The sequence below is a fragment of the Desulfotomaculum sp. genome, from assembly GCA_003513005.1.
Taxonomy (GTDB): domain Bacteria; phylum Bacillota; class Desulfotomaculia; order Desulfotomaculales; family Nap2-2B; genus 46-80.
This window is the reverse complement of the sequence record DOTD01000036.1, coordinates 1-19,220: the sequence shown is the minus strand read 5'-3', so window position 1 is coordinate 19,220 and position 19,220 is coordinate 1. Positions and strand designations below refer to the sequence as shown.

Below are 19,220 nucleotides of genomic sequence, written 5' to 3'. Positions count from 1 at the left end.
AAAAATTTTACCTGATGAAATTTTATTAAAGCAGTGAAAGGATGTCAAGGTTTTTCTTGACGTAAATCTTCCTTAAAGGTAAATTAGGCTTGACATGAAAACTCATGGGAAGTATTATTTAACATGAATTAATGTAGGTTTTAGCCGTCGGGAATGATATTTTAAGGAAGAGCTGCTTATTTTGTAAGGTTGAGAGGCATAGTATAACTATTTGCCTGATCATGGTTCCAGAGCAATAATATTGGTATGTCCTTAAGGGTATGGTCAACAGGTGGAGGCATTGTTAAAGCCTGGTATTCTAGGGAAAGCTGAAAAGGTTTTAGAAAAGAAAGACACTGCCCCCGTTTACGGCAGTGGAAGTATTGAGGTGTTTGCGACGCCGGCCATGATTGCTCTTATGGAAAATGCAGCGTTTTCTTCCGTAGAGCCTTTTTTGGGAGGTGATCTGACGACTGTCGGGATCTATGTAAATGTTCGGCATCTTTCGGCGACGCCTGTTGGTGTAAAAGTTGAAGCGCAGGCTGAACTAACCGAAGTAAACGGCAGAAAACTGGTTTTTAAGGTAACTGCCTGTGATGAGAGTAAAATGATTGGTTCAGGAACTCATGAACGTTACGTGGTTTCCAGGGCGAGATTTTTAGAAAAGCTAACTGATTAATCTTCTGAGTGGTTATTGTTGTCTGTGTATGTTTTGCCAACCGCTTTAGTTTTATACGTATTTATGATAAAACAAATTACACCGGAAGGTGTTTATTGGAAATCGTAAACCTCATTTTTAACCAACTTAAGTTTATTTTTTAAATTATAGATAGGACAGGCGTAAAATAATTTTATATTTACAAAAAAAGGAGGTTTCTGTTTTGCAGCAGCCAGAAGCGATTGCAGCTTTTCTCTTGCTTGTCATAGTTTCGGTGTTAGCCTTTCTTTATGCTCTCAGCTGGCGTGTGGGAGTGGTAACTTTAGGCGAAAAGGAAAACAGGTTGGACAGCCCCGGCCAGCGGTTCGGTAATTTTATAATGAACGTTTTTGCACAACGAAGGTTATTAGCTAAAAATATAGGAATTGTGCATTTCTTTATTTTCTGGGGTTTTATTTTTATCTGCCTTGGAGAGATACCACTGCTCTTCGAGGGATTGTTCGGTATAAAAGTGCTTTTCTTCAGCACAAACCCTATCTTTATTACGCTTCAGAATTTAATAGCGCTTATCGTTGTGATCGTCCTGCTTGTAGCGGTTTACAGAAGATGGGTATTAAAACCTGATTACCTTTACCGTACTTCGGAAGCAGCTATAATTGTAATCTTAATCTTTGGCGTTGTGATTACCGAATGGTTCGCCACCGCAGCCAGGCTGGCCATAGAGCCGAATCCGGCCGCAGCTTTTGCCCCGGCGTATAGCGTTATTGCTGCATGGCTGTCGGGTTACAGCAAAGAAGTGTTAGAAAAGGTCAGTGTTTTCTTCTGGTGGGTTCATATGTTGATTTTGTTTGGCTTTCTTGTTTACATTCCCAATTCCAAGCATATGCATTTATTATTTGCGCCGCTTAACGCCTTTTTTGCCTCTTTGGAACCCCGCGGAGCCCAAATCAGAGGGATGAATCTTGAAGATGAAGAAGCAACAGAATTTGGTGTCGGAAGAATTGAACAGTTTACATGGAAACAGCTTTTAGACAGCCTTTCCTGCGGTGAGTGCGGGCGTTGTATGGATAACTGCCCTGCGAACCTTTCCAAAAAACCGTTGAATCCAAAGAAACTGCTCAGCCGGCAGTTAAAAGAACACATGCTTGAAAAAGGCACTTTAATGTTAAAGAAGGGATTATTTAATACGGGCGAGGAGGCTGCGGATCAGGTTGAAAAAGTTATCGCAGTAGATAAGCAGGCAGCTGAGGTATTAGAAAAATCCTTAATCGGAGACGTGGTTACTGAGGATGAGATATGGGCCTGCACGACCTGCTTCTCCTGTCAGGAACAATGCCCGGTTTCCAATGAGCATGTTGCTAAGATGGTCGATATGCGCAGGTACCTTGTTATGATGGAAAGCAGCATTGCGCCCGAACTGCAGTTGGCCTTCAGGAATGTTGAGAAAAATTCCAATCCATGGGGGGTTGGCTGGGCAAACCGCGGCGAGTGGGCAAAGGATCTTGATGTTAAATTGATGAGCGATGACAGCAATGTGGAATACTTGTACTGGGTAGGCTGTGCCGGTTCTTTTGATGACCGGGCTAAAAAAGTCGCCACAGCAGTGGTTGAAATTCTTAAGGCTGCCGGAATCAACTTTGCCATACTGGGCGCCGAAGAAAAATGCTGCGGTGATTTTATCCGGAGAGCAGGCAACGAGTACCTGTATCAGTCCCTGGTTATGGAAAACGTGGAAACCTTGAATGGTTACGGTGTGACGAAGATTATTACCGCCTGTCCCCATTGTCTGAATACTCTTAAGAACGAGTACCCGGCCTTTGGCGGAAAATATGAAGTTATTCACCATACCCAATTGATCAACCAGCTAGTCAGTGAAGGCAAACTGTCGCTTAACAAGAGCGGTGGGGAAAGCCAGAGGGTAGTTTACCACGATTCCTGTTATCTTGGCCGCTATCAGCAAGAATACGTGGCGCCCCGGGCAGTCCTGCAGATGGTTCCCGGTGTGCAGTTGGTTGAGATGGATAGGAACCGTTCGACAAGCTTCTGCTGCGGCGCAGGCGGCGGGCGGATGTGGATGGAGGAACATCTTGGCGATAGGATTAACAATATGAGGACTGAACAGGCTCTGTCCAAGAATCCGCAGTTAATCAGCGCCAACTGTCCGTTCTGTATTACAATGTTGGAGGATGGAGTAAAGGTTATGAGCGATCCGGATGCTGATCCCATAAAGGTTATGGACCCGGCTGAGCTGATTGCTAAACTGCTCCACTAAGAAACAGTTAAAATCAACAATAACAAATAAGATAAAAATGCCAGTCGAAGTACTGGCATTTTTTATGGGACCCCTTCAAGAAGGGCAAGTATATGGTTGTAGTATGCAGGAAAAGGCTCTTCTGCAATATCCCTCTCTCCGAGGGGAATATTGATTTCCAGAGTGTCAAGCGTTGTTGTGGGTTTTGCGGAAAGAACCAGTATAAAATGGCCCAGCAGCAGCGCATCCAGTATATCATGAGTGACAAAAACAATAGTACGCGGATGTTCCCCCCACATTCCGGCAACCTGTTGGACAAGTTCCATCCGCAGGGGAACATCAAGAGATTTAAAAGGTTCATCCAAAAGTAGAAGATCATGTGGAAACGCAAAGGAGCGGCAGAGGGCGAGCCTTTGCTTCATACCACCGCTTAAGTGCTTGGGATAGCTGTTTCTATATTCATACAGGCTCATATTTTTCAGATACAGATCAATAAGTTCCTGCTGTTGGGACATGGTTAGATCCTGCAGCACAAAAGAAATATTTTCAGAGACGGTTTTCCAGGGCAAAAGACGCGGTTCCTGGAATACACAGCTTATTCGCAGATTAGCCGTTCCGGAAATACTGCCCCTATCCGGTTGCTCCAGGCCAGTTAAAAGGTTAAGGATGGTTGTTTTACCGCAGCCCGAGGGTCCAATCAGACAGATGATTTTTCCTGCCGGAACGGAAAAAGAAAAGTCGTCAAGCACCCGGGTCTGTCCGAATGATTTATAAACATGGTTAAAGCTAATATAACTTAAAGGGATCACGTCCATTGATTCAGTTTTCGCTTTAACAGGTAAGAAAGCAGCCGATCGGTCAGAAGACCGAGGATAATTAGGAAAAAAGTCCAGGCAAACAAGGTGGCGGTTTCAAGATTTGTTCTTGCAACAGCCATTCCTGCGCCTACTCCCTGATTAACGCTGAGCAGTTCCGCCATAGCCACCGCCTTCCAGGTTGTGCCAAGAGCTGCCGTAAGGCCAGCAAAAAGGTAAGGGATCACTTGAGGGAAGTAGACCTCCCTGATTATCCGTATTTTATCGACACGAAAAACGCCGGCCATTTGCAGCAACTGCAGATCAACATTTTTAATACCCTGGATTGTGTTAATAATGATCAGTGGCAGGGTAGTTACAAAAACTATGAATAATGGAACCTTCGCAAAGCCAATCCAGATCATGGCTAAAAGAAGCCAGGAAATCAACGGGGTTACCTGCAGAACAACAACCAGGGGTTGAAAAAGACTGGCTGCGGTTTGGTTGAGGCCTATCAAAAAGCCAAGTGGTGTTCCCGCCAGGACGGCCAGTCCGAAGCCGGCAAAGCCGCGGACTATGGTTTGGCGGCCCTGGTCCCAGAGAAGCCCGCTGACCGCCAGCGAGAAAAAGGAACTCCACGTTTCAACAGGGGAAGGGACTATTAACGGGTTGTAAAAACCGGAAATAAATTGCCATACTGCCAGGAAGAATACCAGGCCAAGAATAGGCGCAACATACCTAGTTTTTAAGGAAGAATTTTTCATCAGGCAATTTTCCACCTACCATGTCCGGAGAAAGTTCCAATAATCTGGAAAGATAAATTTCAACGTCTTTTTTGGCTTTTTCACCCTCAACGAATTTGAGATGTGTGCGTTCAATGCTTTGAATGAAAACCGGCGCTGGTATTTGCAAACTGGTCTCAACCAGGGAAGCTATACCAGCCGGATTCTTTACTGTCTCATTCAGCGTTTCGGAATAAGCTTGCTGGAATGAGGTTACCAAAGAAGGGAACGATTCTGCAGAACTGTTGCTGACGAACATTCCGGCCTGGGGCAATCCGGCATTTCCCCCTTCAATAGTCTGCCAGTCCTCGTAAAAATTTTCTACTATCCTCGCTTTGTTGTTATTAAGCAGCACCTGGGTTACCATCGGTTCCGGAAGAACGGCATTCTTGGCCAGCCCGCTAATTATCATCTTGGCAATTTCCGGTGATTGAAGGTAAGTTATTTTAAGATCATTTTCTGAAAGCCCGTTTTTGTGGAGAAAATAACGCGTCAGTACATCCGGGGTAGATCCTCTGGCGCCTATATAGAGTTCTTTGCCTTTAAGGTCGTCCCATTTGTTTATCCCGTTCTCTGTCGAGACAAGGTATAAAATGCCCCAGGTATTCACATTAGCCAGGGATATATCAACTTCTCTATTGTATAGTTTAGCTGCCAGGTTAGTGGAAAGGATTGAGAAATCGGCCTCATTTTTAATTACCCGTGTGGTAGCCTCTTCATCTGTCTTATAGATAATTAAGTTAATTTTTACGCCTGAAGGCAACCCTTCACCAGCCATTTTAAGAAGGGGAGCTGTTGCGGGAGCTATCGGAGCCTGGACGGTAATTTGATCGGGCATTTTTAAGGATTCTTTTTGTTGTTCTTCAACTGTTGGCGTCTTGGCGCATCCGGTAATAAGCAGCGCGCTAATCAAACTGATGATTAAAAAAGCCTTTTTAATCAATTCTTTCACCTTCCTTTTGTTCCATTAAGAATAGGTTTTCAATATTTTCCTCTTTACGCTACGTTCGATTATACATGAATAATTGTAAACATCAAGCTTTTAAGGCTATAAACGGTCATTAAAAGATGTTACAAATTGCTAATCCGGGGAAGCATGAATTGCTCCATGTCCGTACCCGCCGGCTATAGTTCTTCCCATCTGTTCCAGTTCCTTCTTCCACCAGGAATATGAGCTGATTGCCTGTGTTTTTGTTCTCCCGGGATAAATGTCATAGTAAGACCGGTAGGGCAGGGGAGTTAAATCAGGCATTACCACATTTGCGCCGGCTTTAAGAGCAAGCCGCCTCCCGGAAGGATGAACCGAGGCGGTTGCGGTCGTAGCCGGCAGATGCGTCAGCGGCAGCAAGAGGCGTGTTACCGCCAGAACTTTCAAGTTTAAATATAGATCACCCGGCAGGGAATTCCCCAGGGGAGTCTGCAGGTGCGGAATAAAAGGACCGATACCGGCCATTTCAACCTCCAGTTTTTTGAGCAGCAGGATGTCCTTAGCGACAGAGTCCAAACTTTGTCCGGGCAAACCGGTAATATTACCGCTTCCTATCTGGTAACCAAGTTTTTTTAGTATACTTAACTGTTTAAGCCTGCCGGTCAGGTTTGTTCCGGGCCGCAGCCGTCTGAAAAGGAGTGGTTCACTTGTCTCGAATTTTAAAAGGTAACGATCAGCCCCGGCGAGGCGCATTTTTTGGTAAGCATCTTTTGTTAAATCACCCAGAGAAAGTGTTACCGCGACATCTGAAGATGATTTAATCCGGCGGATTAGATCAGCGATTACCTCCAATTTATAGTAAGGATCTTCTCCCGCCTGGAGCACGATGGTTTTAAACCCCTCCCGGCCTGCCTTGACGGCGGCGGAGAATATTTCATCAACCGTCATCCTGTAGCGGGTGAGTTCCCGGTTATCCCGTCTTAAACCACAGTAAAGACAGTTCTTGATACAATTGTTTGAGAACTCAATGATTGCGCGCAGGTGGACCACTTTGTCCAGATGCTTTTCACGAACTTGGTCGGCTTTTTGAAACAATGCTTGTGACTGTTCACCCTCAGCCCGAAGCAAGGTCACAATATCTTCCCTGGAAAGGGAATGAGCTCTTTCAGCCCTGTCAAGAATCGCGGAAAACCGGTCTTCCAGAATTATCACCTCCAATCGCCTCTTTAAATCTCAGGGGAATTTCATCCTCATCGTATAGGTCCGGCTGCCGTTCAAGAAGAGCCAGAACTTCCGGAAAAGGAGATAACGCACGGTGGAGAATTCCCTGTATGTAAGCCATTAAGACACCGTAGTTAACCATGGGTATACCTGCCTCACGGGCTTGCAGAATACGGAAAAGCATCTCCCGCCGGTTCAGCATACACGCGCCGCAGTGAACAACAAGTTTATATTCTTTCAGGTTCTCGGGCAGTGGGCCGCCTCCCGACATAATATCGAAGTAAAGATCCGCTCCGACCGATTGCCGCAGCCATCTTGGTATTTTCACCCTGCCGATATCGTCGGCTGCAGGATGATGCGTACAGGCCTCAGCAATTAAGATTTTATCCCCCGGCGCGAGCGAAGGGATTGTTTTCAAGCCGGCTACCAGAGTATGGAGATCACCCTTATAACGGGCGAATAAGATAGAGAAAGATGTAAATAACACATTTTCGGGCGTGTCGGCCGCCGCTTTGAGGTAGGCGGACGCATCCGTCACGACCAGTTTCGGGCGGATGGACATTCCCTGTATAACGCGGCGAAGTTCCCTTTCCTTGACCATTATGGCAATACAGTCATGTTCCAGAACGTCCCTGATCAACTGCTGCTGCGGGAGAATGAGTCTTCCCCTGGGGGCGGCTTTGTCGATAGGAATCACCAGGATTACAGTATCTCCCGGCGAGAGCAGATCGCCTGCAATCGTGGGGAGCGTCCAGTCACCCGGCACGTGGTTGACGATCATCCGGAGCAGTTCCTCAATCCCTGCGCGTGTGCGGGCGCTTACCTTAACCGATGGTATGGACAGGGAATCGGCCCATTTTAAAAGAGACATATCCGGGTAGAGGTCTATTTTATTAATTACACCAATTATGGGGATATTGCGTTTCTTTGTCATGGCTAAAATTTTCTCTTCGCATTCCCCAAAACCTATTTCAGGATCAAGAACGAGCAGGACAAGATCGGTTTTCTGAAGAACTTCAAGACTCTTTCCCGTTCTTTTGGCGCCCAGGCTGCCTGTGTCGTCAATTCCCGCCGTATCGGTAAGCAAAACCGGTCCGATAGGGAGAATCTCCATGGCTTTTTCAACAGGGTCGGTAGTTGTTCCGGGCAGGTCGGCTACAATGGCTACTTCCTGGTTGGTGAGCGCATTAATCAGACTTGATTTGCCGGTATTGCGCCGTCCCAAAAAGGAGATCCGGACCCGCTGGCCGCGCGGCGTAGCGTTAAGATTACTCATTTTACCCCACCTTAGATGATATTTAAAATTTAAGGTCTCGTTCTCCTTCATCCATTTGCGACAGCAGAGTTTCCAACCTGTGTACTCTTTTCGGCATTTTGCCCCGGAACCAGTCAATGTGGCTTCGGATAATCATTTCACCGGCAAGGCGTGTTTCCGGTGAGGCGTAATCCAGCAAGTACTCCTTAAAAGTCAGTACAGCATTTGGAAGACAGAAGTCTTTAACGAGTCCTTTTTTGGCGTAGCTCATGAAGTTGCAGCCAGTTCTTTCCGCCCTGTAGCAGGAAGTGCAGAAAGAAGGTATATAACCTTTCTGGCAAAGCTCCAGGATAAAGCTGTCCAGTTGGCGCGTATCGCCGAGCTGGAACTGCTGCCGGTTCATAATATGTTCCCGCTCCATCTCCGCATAACCGCCGACTGCGATGCGGGAGCCGGCGTCTGTCTGAGAAACGCCAAGTTTAATCGCTTCCCGCCTCATCTCCGGGTTTTCACGGCAGGTCAGGATAAGCCCGGTGTAAGGCACGGCGCACCTTAAGACGGCGATTACCTTCTTGAAGTCGTCATCGCTGACCAGGTAACGTGACGAAACGGACAGCGGGGTGTTTATCGCCGGCTCCAGTCTGGGAAAGGAAATGGTATGCGGACCTACACCGAATTCTTTCTCCAGGCTGTGGGCATGGCTGATCAGGCCGAGTACCTCGAACCGCCAGTCATAAAGGCCGAAGAGGGCTCCGATGGCGACATCGTCTATACCAGCCTCCTGAGCGCGGTGCAGGGCAAACACCCGCCAGCGGTAGGAGCCTTTCGGTGTATTGACCGGGTGCATCTTCCTATAAGTCTGGTGGTGATATGTTTCCTGGAAAACCTGGTATGTTCCTATTCCGGTTTCTTTAACCCGACGGTATTCCTCGACACTGAGCGGGGGCGCATTGACGTTGACCCGCCTTATTTCATTGCGGCCGTTTTTAGTTTGGTAAATTCTTTCTATCGAGCGGCACATATAATCAACGTCGCTGTCAGGATGTTCACCGCAGACCATAATCAGCCGCTTCTGTCCTTTGGAAGTCATTATTTCAATTTCTTCCCCGATTTCATCCATGGAAAGGGAGCGCCTTTCCAGTTCATTATTGTTTTCACGAAAGCCGCAGTAAGCGCAGTTATTTACGCAGGGGTTGGAGATATATAACGGGGCAAAAAGGACAATCCGGTTGCCGTAAATCTCCTGCTTTATCCAATGTGCTGTCGAGAATAATTCATCGACCAGCTCCTGGTCCCGGCAGTTCAGTAGGACAGCAGCGTCTTCCAAAGAGAGCCCGTTAAGTTCTTTTGCCTTTGCTAAGACTTCCCTGACCTGTGTGCGTTCCGGCGCAAGGGTATTGTTAAGCGTGCTCAAGATCAAATCGTCGTTAATAAAATCTTCCTGTCTTTCGGTTTCTTCATAATGCCTGATTGTTTTCAGGCGTTCTTCACGCCAGGTTTGCTCATTTTGATTCAACTTTATCTGCCTCCTTAAATAATTAGTTTTTTAAGGCATTGACCTCCATTTGGTGATAAGTCTTCATTTTTCTCTTTACTCAGTACTTTTTTTGATCTTGAAAAAACGGGCGCCAGCAACCCCTGGAGTAGTCAGCTCTTCAGGATGAACAATAGCTTCAACCTCTTCCCTGGAGAAAAGCCCGTCTTCGATCAGTAGTTCCGTAACCGGTTTTTGAAGTTCTATTGCCCGGTGAACTATCTCACTTGCTTTTTCGTAGCCCAGGTAGGGGACAAATGCGGTTACGACGGCGTTGCTCCCATCCAAAAGCTCGCGGCAACGCCCGGTGTCAGCTGTAATGCCCCGGATACATTTAATATTAAGAAGCTTTGCGGCGTTGATCAGCATGGTCAAAGACTGCAGCAGGTTATAGGAAATGAGCGGAAGAAAAGCGTTCAGCTCGAGCTGCCCGGAGGCAGCGGCAAGGTTTACACACAGGTCAGCGGCAATAACCTGAAAAGCAACCTGGGTGGTCATTTCAGGGATTACGGGGTTGATCTTGCCCGGCATAATCGATGAACCGGACTGAACCTCCGGCAGTTTCAACTCGCCGAAGCCCGCCCGCGGCCCCGAGGAGAGAAGGCGCAAATCCCCGCATATTTTGGCAAGATTGACTGCAACTGCCTTGATGAAGCCGGAGACTTCCACAAAAATATCTGCGTTTTGGGTGGCTTCAAAGGAGTTCTCGGCACGGGCCAGGCCAAATCCCGTCAAATCACGAAGGATTTCAATTACCCGGAATATATATCGCCGGTTGGCGTTTAAACCAGTTCCTACAGCAGTGCCTCCCATGTTTACCTGGCGAAGCCTTTCTTCTGCTTTGTACAGCCGCCACCAGTCACGGGCAACTGCTTCTGCCCAGGCGCCGAATTCCTGTCCCAATGTGACTGGTACCGCATCCTGCAGTTCTGTGCGTCCGATCTTCAGTACAGTGTTAAATTCTCTTTCTTTCCCCTGCAGCGCATCCTGCAGGCCTGCCAGTGATGAAGAAAGCTCCCGGACAAGTTTGATAGTCGCTATGCGCAGCGCTGTCGGGTATACGTCATTGGTTGACTGACCGAGGTTAACGTGATCGAGGGGGTGTACGATAGAATAATTGCCCTTTTCTCCTCCGAGTATTTCAATAGCCCGGTTGGCAATAACTTCGTTGACATTCATATTGGTTGAGGTTCCGGCTCCGCCCTGGAAAGCGTCGGTCACCATCCAACTAATCAACCGCCCGGCGGCTAGCTCATCTGCAGCCTGGACAATTGCCGGACCGCGCCTTTCATCAAGCAGGCCTGCTTCCATATTGGCCAGCGCTGCTGCTTTTTTCACCAGAGCCATTGCAAAAATAAGTTCCGGATGAACTCCGGTCCCGGAAACTAAAAAGTTTTCCTGAGCCCGCAGGGTATGAATCCCGTAATAAGCTCCAGCCGGAACCGATCTTTCTCCGAGCAGGTCTTTTTCTCTGCGCGTACCGGTTGAATCAATCTTTTCAAGCATAGGGTCACCTCCTTCAATATCCATATAAAAAAGCCCACTTCTGCAAAAAGTGGACTTGGTCAGGCATTTACGCAGATCCTTGATTGCAGGAATACTCCCTTTTCGCAGACGCTTAAAATATTTAGTTAAGATAAAAACGAATCGTTAGGTACAGATGACTGATTTAACGTCGACACTTTCAATACTGCCCAGTTTGCCTGTTAAAGCGCCGATTTGATCAGTATCGCATTCAAAAGTAAGGGCAATGACAGAAACATTTCTTTCCTTGTATGGTATGCCCATTCTTCCAATGATAATGTCAGAGTATTCACTCAGGATGCTGTTTACCTTGGGCGCCGCATTCTTTCGGTCGGTAATCACGATACCGATTACACCTATTCTTTTTTCTTTCATCTGTTCTTCCTCCAATCAGATCATTAATTTACAAAAAAATCTACTTTCCCTTTAGGGGAAAGTAGATTTTTATAAACTGTTCTACAGACCCCTTGGCTTCAGTTTTATACCTTGTTCGCAGGGTTATGCCGGATTATTCCTTTAGTCCTCTTTATAAACTCCCCGTGCCGTATACTTGGTATGGAGAAGGTGATGCGATTTTTCCCCCAGGGGAGCGACCAGGAACTCTTCGTATATCCTTGTTATGGAAGGATTAACATGGGATTTGCGGAGCCCAAGGTCTCTGTCTTCCTGGTACAGCGCTTCCGCTCTTAACCTTCTGATTTCATTATTTACCGGAATGGGCTGTCCGCCGCCGCTGACACAGCCGCCAGGGCAGGCCATAATCTCGATAAAGTGGTACTGGGCTCCCGCCTTGATGCTTTCCAGCAGCTTTCTCGCATTGCCCAGGCCATGCGCTACGGCCACTTTGACATCTCCGATTCCTTCTACCGGTATAGTGGCTTCCTTTATTCCCTGAAGGCCCCTGACAGCCGAAAATTCCACATTGTCCAGGGTCTTTCCGGTTACTACCTCATAGACTGTCCTCAGGGCGGCTTCCATTACGCCGCCTGTTGCGCCGAAAATGGTACCGGCGCCGGTGTATTCTCCCAGCGGGTCATCATAGGAACCATCTTCCAGGTTGGCGAAGTCTATACCCGCCTGTTTGATCATCTTGGCCAGTTCCCTGGTTGTAAGGACATAATCCACGTCCTTATAACCGCTGTCACTCATTTCAGGCCGGTTGCATTCGAATTTCTTGGCTGTGCAGGGCATTACGGATACTACGACCATATCTTTCGGGTCTATACCCGCTTTTTGTGCGTAATATGTTTTAGTAAGCGCGCCGAGCATCTGGTGCGGTGACTTGCAGGTCGAAAGGTGGGGGAGCATTTCCGGGTAGAAATGTTCAATGAATTTAATCCAGCCAGGGCTGCAGCTGGTTATTAACGGGAGCACCCCTCCTTCTTTGACCCTTTTTAGAAGCTCGTTGCCCTCTTCAATGATAGTCAGGTCAGCGGCGAAGTTTGTGTCGAAAACAAGGTCAAAGCCAAGTTTCCTTGCTGCCGCCAGCATTTTCCCGGTAACCAGGGCGCCCGGGGCAAAGCCGAATTCTTCTCCGAGGGCTGCCCTTACCGCCGGCGCGTCCTGAATGGCCACAATCTTTGCCGGATCGGCCAGAGCTTCCCATACTTCTTCGATGTTTTCTTTTTCAGTGATCGCTCCCACAGGGCAGACAACGGAACATTGCCCGCACATAGCGCAGGCGACGTCATTTAAGCTGGCGTCAAAGGCAGGTTCAACCCTTGTCTCGAATCCCCGGCCCTGTGTAAAGATGGCGCTCACGCTTTGAATGTCTTTGCAGACCGTCACGCACCTGCGGCAAAGGATGCATTTGTTCTGGTCCCTTCTTATTGAAGGCGAGAGGTCGTCTATACGGCCCCCGCTCTGTGCGCCGCTGAATCTTACTTCCCTGATTCCCAGTTCTTCGGCTATACTCTGCAGTTCGCAATTGAGGTTGCGGGGGCAGGCCAAACAATCCATGGGATGGTTGGAAATAAGCATTTCCACTGCAAATTTTCTGGCTTTTCGTACCCTGTCATTGTTCGTATGCACGACAAGCCCTTCGCTTGCCGGGAAAACACATGATGCCTGCAAGTTACGGTTACCTTCAATTTCCACCAGACACACCCTGCAGGCTCCGATAGCCTGGACTTCCGCTAAGTAACAAAGCGTAGGGATATGGATGTCGGCCTTTTGAGCGGCTTCCAGTATTGTCGCGCCATCCTCGACCTGCACTTTTTGGCCATTTATGGTTAAGTTAATCATCCCGGGTGTTCACGCTCCTTGTTTCGTATTTGGAAATCTATTCTTCATCCCGCCGGTAGCAATGCAGGCATCTTCTGGCTTCTTCGATTGCCATTTGGACAGGATAAGCGAGAACAACTTCGTTGAAGTTGCTGATTCTTTCTGTTACCGCTATTTGCGGGCTCTCGATTCTCTCCATTTCCTTCTGGTACGCTTCTTCATTGTAGGTAACGGCCATCTTGACCAGATCGTCATGATAGGCGTCTTTAAAGATTCCGTCTCCGCCCAGGAACTTATCGATGGAAAGAGCCGCATTCTTGCCGTCTGCTATGGCTTCCACGACTGTCGCCGGTCCTCTTACATTATCGCCGGCTGCAAAAATTCCTTCTTTGGATGTTGCCAGGTCCGAATTGACATCGAAGGCGCCGCTCTTGGTGACCTGAATCCCGTCGCCGTCCAGGCAGCTTAAATCCGGCGCCTGACCGATCGCGGCGATTACCATATCTGCCGACAGAGCGAATTCGGAACACGGTATTGCCTCCGGTCTGCGGCGCCCGCTGTTGTCGAACTTGCCTAAAGACATGCGTGCGCATTCTATTCCGGTTACCTTCCCATGTGCACTGATTATTCTCACGGGAGCAACCAGGGTTTGAATCTTGATGCCTTCTTTTTCGGCGTCAATAATCTCTTCCTCGTTGGCCGGCATATCTTCTTTTTCCCTGCGGTAGAGGATGGTAACGTCTTTGGCGCCCAGTCTTATGGCGGACCTGGCCGCGTCTATAGCCACGTTTCCTCCGCCGATAACAACTATATTCCCATCTGCTCGAACAGCTTTTTTCAAATTAAGATCGCGCAGGAAGGTTACACCGTCAACAGCGCCCTGCGCATCCTCGCCCGGAATACCCAGTTTTTGTCCCTGGTGCGCTCCGGTCGCCATCAGGATGGCTTTGAAACCCTGGGCAAAAAGCTGCTCCGTAGTTATATCCTTGCCCAGAGCTGTATTCAGTTTAAGTTCCACGCCAAGGTCAGTAATGGCCTTGATTTCCGCATTCAGGATTTCCTTGGGCAGCCTGTATTCGGGAATTCCGACAGCCAGCATGCCGCCGGCTACGGGCAGGGCCTCAAATACGGTTGTCTTGTATCCCTTGCGGGCCAGGAAATATGCCGCAGTAAGGCCGGCCGGGCCTGCGCCGATGATGGCCACCTTGTCGTCCTTGGGTTCAGCCACCGGGGGACGGTAGGGGTCGCCGGAATTCATATCCTGATCGGCTGCAAACCTCTTTAAGGCACAGATAGCTACCGCTTTGTCCAGTTGGTTCCGCTGGCACTTGCTCTCGCAGGGATGCACGCAGACGCGTCCGCAGACAGCCGGGAAGGGGTTGGCCTCTTTGATCAGGGCGATTGCTTCCTTGAATTTTCCTTCACTGATCAGTGTAACGTAACCCCAGGCGTTTTGGTCCGCCGGACAGGCATTTTGACACGGCGCGTCAAACAGGGACGAGCAAACGCCTGCGCGGCAGTAGCCGTCTCTGATATGCTCAAGGTACTCGTGTTTAAAGAATTTCAATGTTGAGAGCACCGGGTTCGGCGCTGTCTGTCCCAGTCCGCACAGGGCCGAATCTTTAATGCGGGTGCAAAGCTCGATCAACCGGTCAATATCTTCCTCTTCGCCTTTTCCCTGTGTGATGCGCTGCAGGATTTCTAAAATTCTCTTTGTTCCAATCCGGCAGGGAGGACATTTGCCGCATGATTCGTCCTGGATGAAATCCATAAAGAACCTGGCGAAGTCCACCATACAGGTGTCTTCGTCAGTGATGATTAGTCCTCCTGAACCGACGATGGCTCCTATTTCAGCCACTGACTCATAATCTATGGGAATATTTAAATGCTGCACCGGGATGCAACCCCCGGAAGGGCCGCCTATTTGGGCAGTCTTGAATTTTTTCTTGTTCTTGATTCCGCCGCCTATATCATAAACGATGTCACCCAGGCTGGTACCCATGGGCACTTCAACCAGTCCGGTGTTGTTTACGTTTCCGGCCAGCGCGAATACTTTGGTTCCTTTGCTCTTTTCCGTGCCGAAACTGGCGAACCAATCCGCTCCATTCAGAATAATGGCTGCTATATTGGCATAAGTCTCCACGTTATTAAGCAAAGTGGGCGAGTTGAAAAGGCCTTTTACGGCAGGGAAAGGAGGCCTTGGCCTGGGTTCGCCTCTTTTGCCTTCAATAGAAGTCATCAGGGCGGTTTCTTCTCCGCAAACGAAAGCTCCCGCTCCAATCCTGATGTCTATGTCAAAGTCAAAGCCCTTATCAAAGATGTTTTTCCCCAGGAAATTATTTTCCCTGGCCTGCTTGATTGCCCACGTCAGCCGTTCGATAGCCAGGGGATACTCGGCTCTGACGTAGACATAACCCTGCTTGGCGCCAATTGTGTAGCCGGCAATTGTCATTGCTTCGATAACACTGTGCGGGTCGCCTTCCAGGACGCTGCGGTCCATGAATGCGCCAGGGTCTCCTTCGTCAGCGTTGCAGACCACGTATTTGGTATCCCCGATGGCCTGGTTGGTGAACTTCCACTTCATGCCTGTTGTAAAACCTGCTCCTCCACGGCCTCTTAAACCGGATTTTATTATCGTATCGATTACTTCCTCCTGTGTCATGGAGGTAAGCGCTTTGTTCAGCGCTTTGTAACCGTCATGCGCAATGTAGTCCTGGATGTTCATGGGGTCGATAATTCCGCAGTTTCTCAGGACAATCTTCTGCTGGTTCTTGAAGAAACTTATATCCTTCATTAAAGGAACAGGCTCGGAAGTGGCCGGGTCCTGATAAAGCAAACGATCTACTATTTTCCCCTTGAGGAGGTGTTCCACAACGATATCTTCCGCGTCATCCGGGGTCAGCTTCTGGTAAAAAACGCCTTCCGGATAAACCAGCGCAAGAGGACCAATAACACAGGAGCCGACACAACCTGTCTCAATTACCTTAACTTCATTTTGCAATCCGTGTTCGTTAATCTTGGCAACAATAGCGTCTCTTATTTCCCGGCAACCTGATGAAACACAGGCTGCGCCGGCGCAAACAAGAAGTTGAGCGCGCCACTCCATTTTTATGCCTCCTCCTACTCGTATTTTTCGAGAATTTCCGTTAATTTAGCGGGTTTGGCCCGTGCATAGACGTCGCCGTTAATCAGCATGGCAGGGGCTAAACCACAGGCGCCAATGCAGCGCACCACGTCCAGGGAATATCTCCTGTCCTCGGTGGTGCCGCCTACTTTGATGCCCAGGTCCTTCTTTATCTTTTCGATTACCCCCTGTCCGCCGCGGACGTAGCAGGCTGTTCCCAGACAGACTCTGATGCTGTGTCTTCCCTTCGGTACCGTAGTAAAGAAGGCATAAAAGGTTATTACACCATAGACTTCATTAAGCGAAACGTTAAGGCCTTGCGCAACTTTCTCCTGCACTTTTTTGGGCAGGTAGCCGAACAGGTTTTGCGCCTTGTGCAGCACCATAATCAAGTCTTCCGGTTTACCGCGGTGCTCGCCGATTATTTTATCTAGTTCGGGGTAAAGCTCTTCCTCGCTTTTCTGAGCACAGAGACATTGATGTTCGCCGTCCATCTTTTTTCCTCCCTCTTTTCATACAACAATTATGTTAAATTTATTATTTAGTCCTCCACGACCTTGCCGTCGATCTGGCTTCTCTTGAAATAGTGAGTGTGAAGGAGATGGTGCGATTTCTCCGAATTGGGTTGTCCCAGGTACTTTTCGTAGATTGCCTTAATCGAGGGGTTCTCATGCGACCGCCTCATCGGCAGAGACTTATCCTCCTGGTACAGGGCCTGGCCTCTGCGGGCCCTCATAGCCATGTCGCTTCCCCAGGGCTGTCCGCCTCCGCCGACGCACCCGCCGGGGCAGGCCATAACTTCAATAAAGTGATATTCACAGCTGCCGTTGGCCAGCTGGGCTGAAATCTTATCCATCAATTTTCTGGCATTGCCCAACCCGTGAGCAACGGCTACCTTTAGCTTAATGCCGTTAACATCGACTTCGGCCTCTTTTCTTCCTTTTAAGCCTCTTACGGGTGTGATATCAAGATTCTCCAGCTCGCGTCCGGTGACCAAAAAATAAGCGGACCTTAAGGCCGCTTCCATAACTCCGCCTGTTGCGCCAAAAATTGTGGCGGCGCCGGTGTATTCACCAAGGGGATCGTCTGCGGGCTCGTCGGGCATTGCTTTCAGGTCGATACCGGCTTCTTTAAGCATCCGGGCAAGTTCCCGGGTGGTCAGGACAAAGTCGACATCCTGGAAACCGCTGTCTTTCATTTCGTCCCTCAGCGCCTCGAACTTTTTGGCAGTGCAGGGCATAATGGAAACAGAAACTATTTTTTCCGGCGCAATTCCTTTTTGTTCAGCATAATAAGTCTTGGATAAAGTGCCGAACATCTGCTGCGGTGACTTGGCGGTGGAAACATGTTTTCTTAAATGAGGGTAAAAAGTTTCCATAAATTTAATCCAGCCAGGGCTGCAGGATGTAATTACAGGAAGATCTTTACCTGCTTTAATTCTTCCGACTACCTCGGTCCCCTCTTCCAGGATGGTTAAGTCTGCAGTGAAATTTGTGTCAAAAACAGCGTCAAAATTAAGCCTTCTTAAAGCGGCGTGCATTTTCCCTGCTACGAGTGTTCCAGTCTCCATCCCGAATTCTTCTCCCAGCGATGCCCTTATTGAAGGCGCTTCCTGAACAACCACGTGCTTGTCGGGGTTGTTCAACGCTTCCCAAACCGCTTCCACGCTGCTGTTTTCGTAGAGAGCGCCGACGGGGCAATAGACAGTGCACTGCCCGCAATTTACACAGGGGCTGTTCCCCATGCCTTCGCCGCTGGCGGTTGTAATTACAGTTTCAGAACTTCTTTCAGCAAAAGTTAACGCGTTTACTGTCTGGATTTCCGAGCATACCTGTACGCACCTGCCGCAAAGGATGCATTTGTTAGGATCTCTGACGATCGCAACGCTGGTGGTGTCGATTGGTTTCTTGTCCGTAAATTTCGGATATGTTAACTCCCTGATGCCCAAATTGGCCGCCACTTCCTGGAGTTCGCATTTGCCGTTTTTAATACAGGTCAGGCAATCCATATCGTGGTCGGAAATGATCAGTTCGACTACTTCTTTTCTTGTGTTTCTTGCCCGCGCGCTGTTCGTTTGCACATTCCAGCCATTTTCCAGGGGTGTTGTGCATGCCCGTGTTAAGGCAGGAAGCCCCTCGACCTCGACGACACAGACCCCGCAAGCTCCCGTCGGAATGAGGTCCGGGTGGTGGCATAAGGTTGGAATGTTAATGCCTAAAGTTTTTGCCGCGTCAAGGATGGTTGTTCCTTCTTCAAACTCTATTTCTATGTTGTTTATCCTTGCTTTTTCCATCTTCTGTTTCTTTAACCCCCTTTAGCATAGTTATCTGCTAGTTATTTAACATGCTGCAGCAATTGGTCCTGGAAATTCTTTAATGCGCTCGAAATAGGAGTATAAGGGGCCTGACCTACCGGACAGAAAGAAGTATCGCGCATTACCTTGGAAATTTTTAAAAGCTGGTCTAAATCACCCTTCTCCCCTACATTAGAAGCCAGTTGATCAATAATTTTTACCAGCAACGACGTGCCAACCCGGCAGGGGGCACAGTGACCGCAGGATTCGCGGTTGTAATAGTGCAGAACATTTTGCAGTACGTCGACAACATCAGCGTCTTCATCCATAACCAGGGCAGCGTATTTTTTAAGCACCGTATTCTTGGACAATCTTTACCTCCTCCATTCCCAATTGTTAAGTTTTGTAGCTTTGTATACAAATATCACTTTCTAATTTACCCTAAATCGTGATTTCCCGTCAAGGTATTTCTTAATCTTTTGTGCTACAGCATAATAGGCGTTTGTTAGAGCTTTTGGACTACAGCATAAGTTGTAAATTAATTGCTGGCATTAAAAGCTGGAAGTTACTATTCACAGTCCTATTTAATTTTCATTCATGACATAGAATGTTCTTTATCAAATAAATAACATCACCTATTCAATAGAGAAAAGG

15 protein-coding genes are annotated in these 19,220 nt (G+C 48.3%); 2 read left to right on the top strand and 13 right to left on the bottom strand.

Going from position 1 to position 19,220, the window contains the following annotated elements; all coding sequences use genetic code 11:
- The first annotated feature begins 271 nt into the window (after positions 1-271).
- Positions 272-658, top strand: coding sequence for a thioesterase (locus tag DEH07_04115; GenBank protein ID HBY03721.1), 387 nt, complete (start codon positions 272-274; stop codon positions 656-658).
- A gap of 220 nt (positions 659-878) precedes the next feature.
- Positions 879-2,909 carry a Fe-S oxidoreductase gene (locus tag DEH07_04110; protein HBY03720.1) on the top strand — a complete coding sequence of 677 codons (2,031 nt, stop codon included), beginning with the start codon at positions 879-881 and terminating at the stop codon, positions 2,907-2,909.
- 62 nt (positions 2,910-2,971) lie between these two features.
- Here DEH07_04110 and DEH07_04105 read toward each other — a convergent pair whose 3' ends face one another.
- The 13 genes from DEH07_04105 to DEH07_04045 form a co-directional block, all read right to left on the bottom strand.
- The gene (locus DEH07_04105; protein ID HBY03719.1) at positions 2,972-3,703 is read right to left on the bottom strand and encodes an ABC transporter ATP-binding protein; all 732 of its coding nucleotides are present in this window, start codon (positions 3,701-3,703) and stop codon (positions 2,972-2,974) included.
- Positions 3,694-4,446 carry an ABC transporter permease gene (locus DEH07_04100; protein HBY03718.1) on the bottom strand — a complete coding sequence of 251 codons (753 nt, stop codon included), beginning with the start codon at positions 4,444-4,446 and terminating at the stop codon, positions 3,694-3,696. The genes DEH07_04105 and DEH07_04100 overlap by 10 nt, the downstream gene beginning before the upstream one ends.
- A complete protein-coding gene (locus DEH07_04095) occupies positions 4,421-5,407 on the bottom strand; it encodes a hypothetical protein (protein ID HBY03717.1) in 987 nt (328 codons plus the stop codon). Before DEH07_04095 ends, DEH07_04100 begins: the two co-directional genes overlap by 26 nt.
- Positions 5,408-5,545: 138 nt before the next feature.
- Complete coding sequence (locus tag DEH07_04090; protein HBY03716.1) at positions 5,546-6,595, bottom strand: [FeFe] hydrogenase H-cluster radical SAM maturase HydE; 1,050 nt, start codon at positions 6,593-6,595, stop codon at positions 5,546-5,548.
- Positions 6,567-7,889: a [FeFe] hydrogenase H-cluster maturation GTPase HydF gene (hydF, locus tag DEH07_04085; GenBank protein HBY03715.1), complete on the bottom strand. Its 1,323-nt coding sequence runs from the start codon at positions 7,887-7,889 to the stop codon at positions 6,567-6,569. Before hydF ends, DEH07_04090 begins: the two co-directional genes overlap by 29 nt.
- Positions 7,890-7,911: 22 nt before the next feature.
- Positions 7,912-9,390 (bottom strand): [FeFe] hydrogenase H-cluster radical SAM maturase HydG, encoded by a 1,479-nt coding sequence (locus DEH07_04080; protein HBY03714.1) that lies wholly within the window; start codon positions 9,388-9,390, stop codon positions 7,912-7,914.
- Positions 9,391-9,459: 69 nt separating this feature from the next.
- Positions 9,460-10,908 (bottom strand): aspartate ammonia-lyase, encoded by a 1,449-nt coding sequence (locus tag DEH07_04075; protein ID HBY03713.1) that lies wholly within the window; start codon positions 10,906-10,908, stop codon positions 9,460-9,462.
- A 144-nt stretch (positions 10,909-11,052) separates the two neighbouring features.
- Positions 11,053-11,301, bottom strand: a complete 249-nt coding sequence (locus tag DEH07_04070; GenBank protein ID HBY03712.1) for a CopG family transcriptional regulator — start codon at positions 11,299-11,301, stop codon at positions 11,053-11,055.
- Between the two features lie 141 nt (positions 11,302-11,442).
- Positions 11,443-13,170, bottom strand: coding sequence for a ferredoxin (locus DEH07_04065; protein HBY03711.1), 1,728 nt, complete (start codon positions 13,168-13,170; stop codon positions 11,443-11,445).
- A 37-nt stretch (positions 13,171-13,207) separates the two neighbouring features.
- Positions 13,208-16,255: a hydrogenase gene (locus DEH07_04060; GenBank protein ID HBY03710.1), complete on the bottom strand. Its 3,048-nt coding sequence runs from the start codon at positions 16,253-16,255 to the stop codon at positions 13,208-13,210.
- 14 nt (positions 16,256-16,269) lie between these two features.
- A complete protein-coding gene (locus DEH07_04055; GenBank protein ID HBY03709.1) occupies positions 16,270-16,767 on the bottom strand; it encodes an NAD(P)H-dependent oxidoreductase subunit E in 498 nt (165 codons plus the stop codon).
- A gap of 47 nt (positions 16,768-16,814) precedes the next feature.
- The gene (locus DEH07_04050; GenBank protein ID HBY03708.1) at positions 16,815-18,566 is read right to left on the bottom strand and encodes a ferredoxin; all 1,752 of its coding nucleotides are present in this window, start codon (positions 18,564-18,566) and stop codon (positions 16,815-16,817) included.
- Positions 18,567-18,607: 41 nt separating this feature from the next.
- The gene (locus DEH07_04045; protein HBY03707.1) at positions 18,608-18,937 is read right to left on the bottom strand and encodes a hypothetical protein; all 330 of its coding nucleotides are present in this window, start codon (positions 18,935-18,937) and stop codon (positions 18,608-18,610) included.
- Between the last annotated feature and the right edge of the window lie 283 nt (positions 18,938-19,220).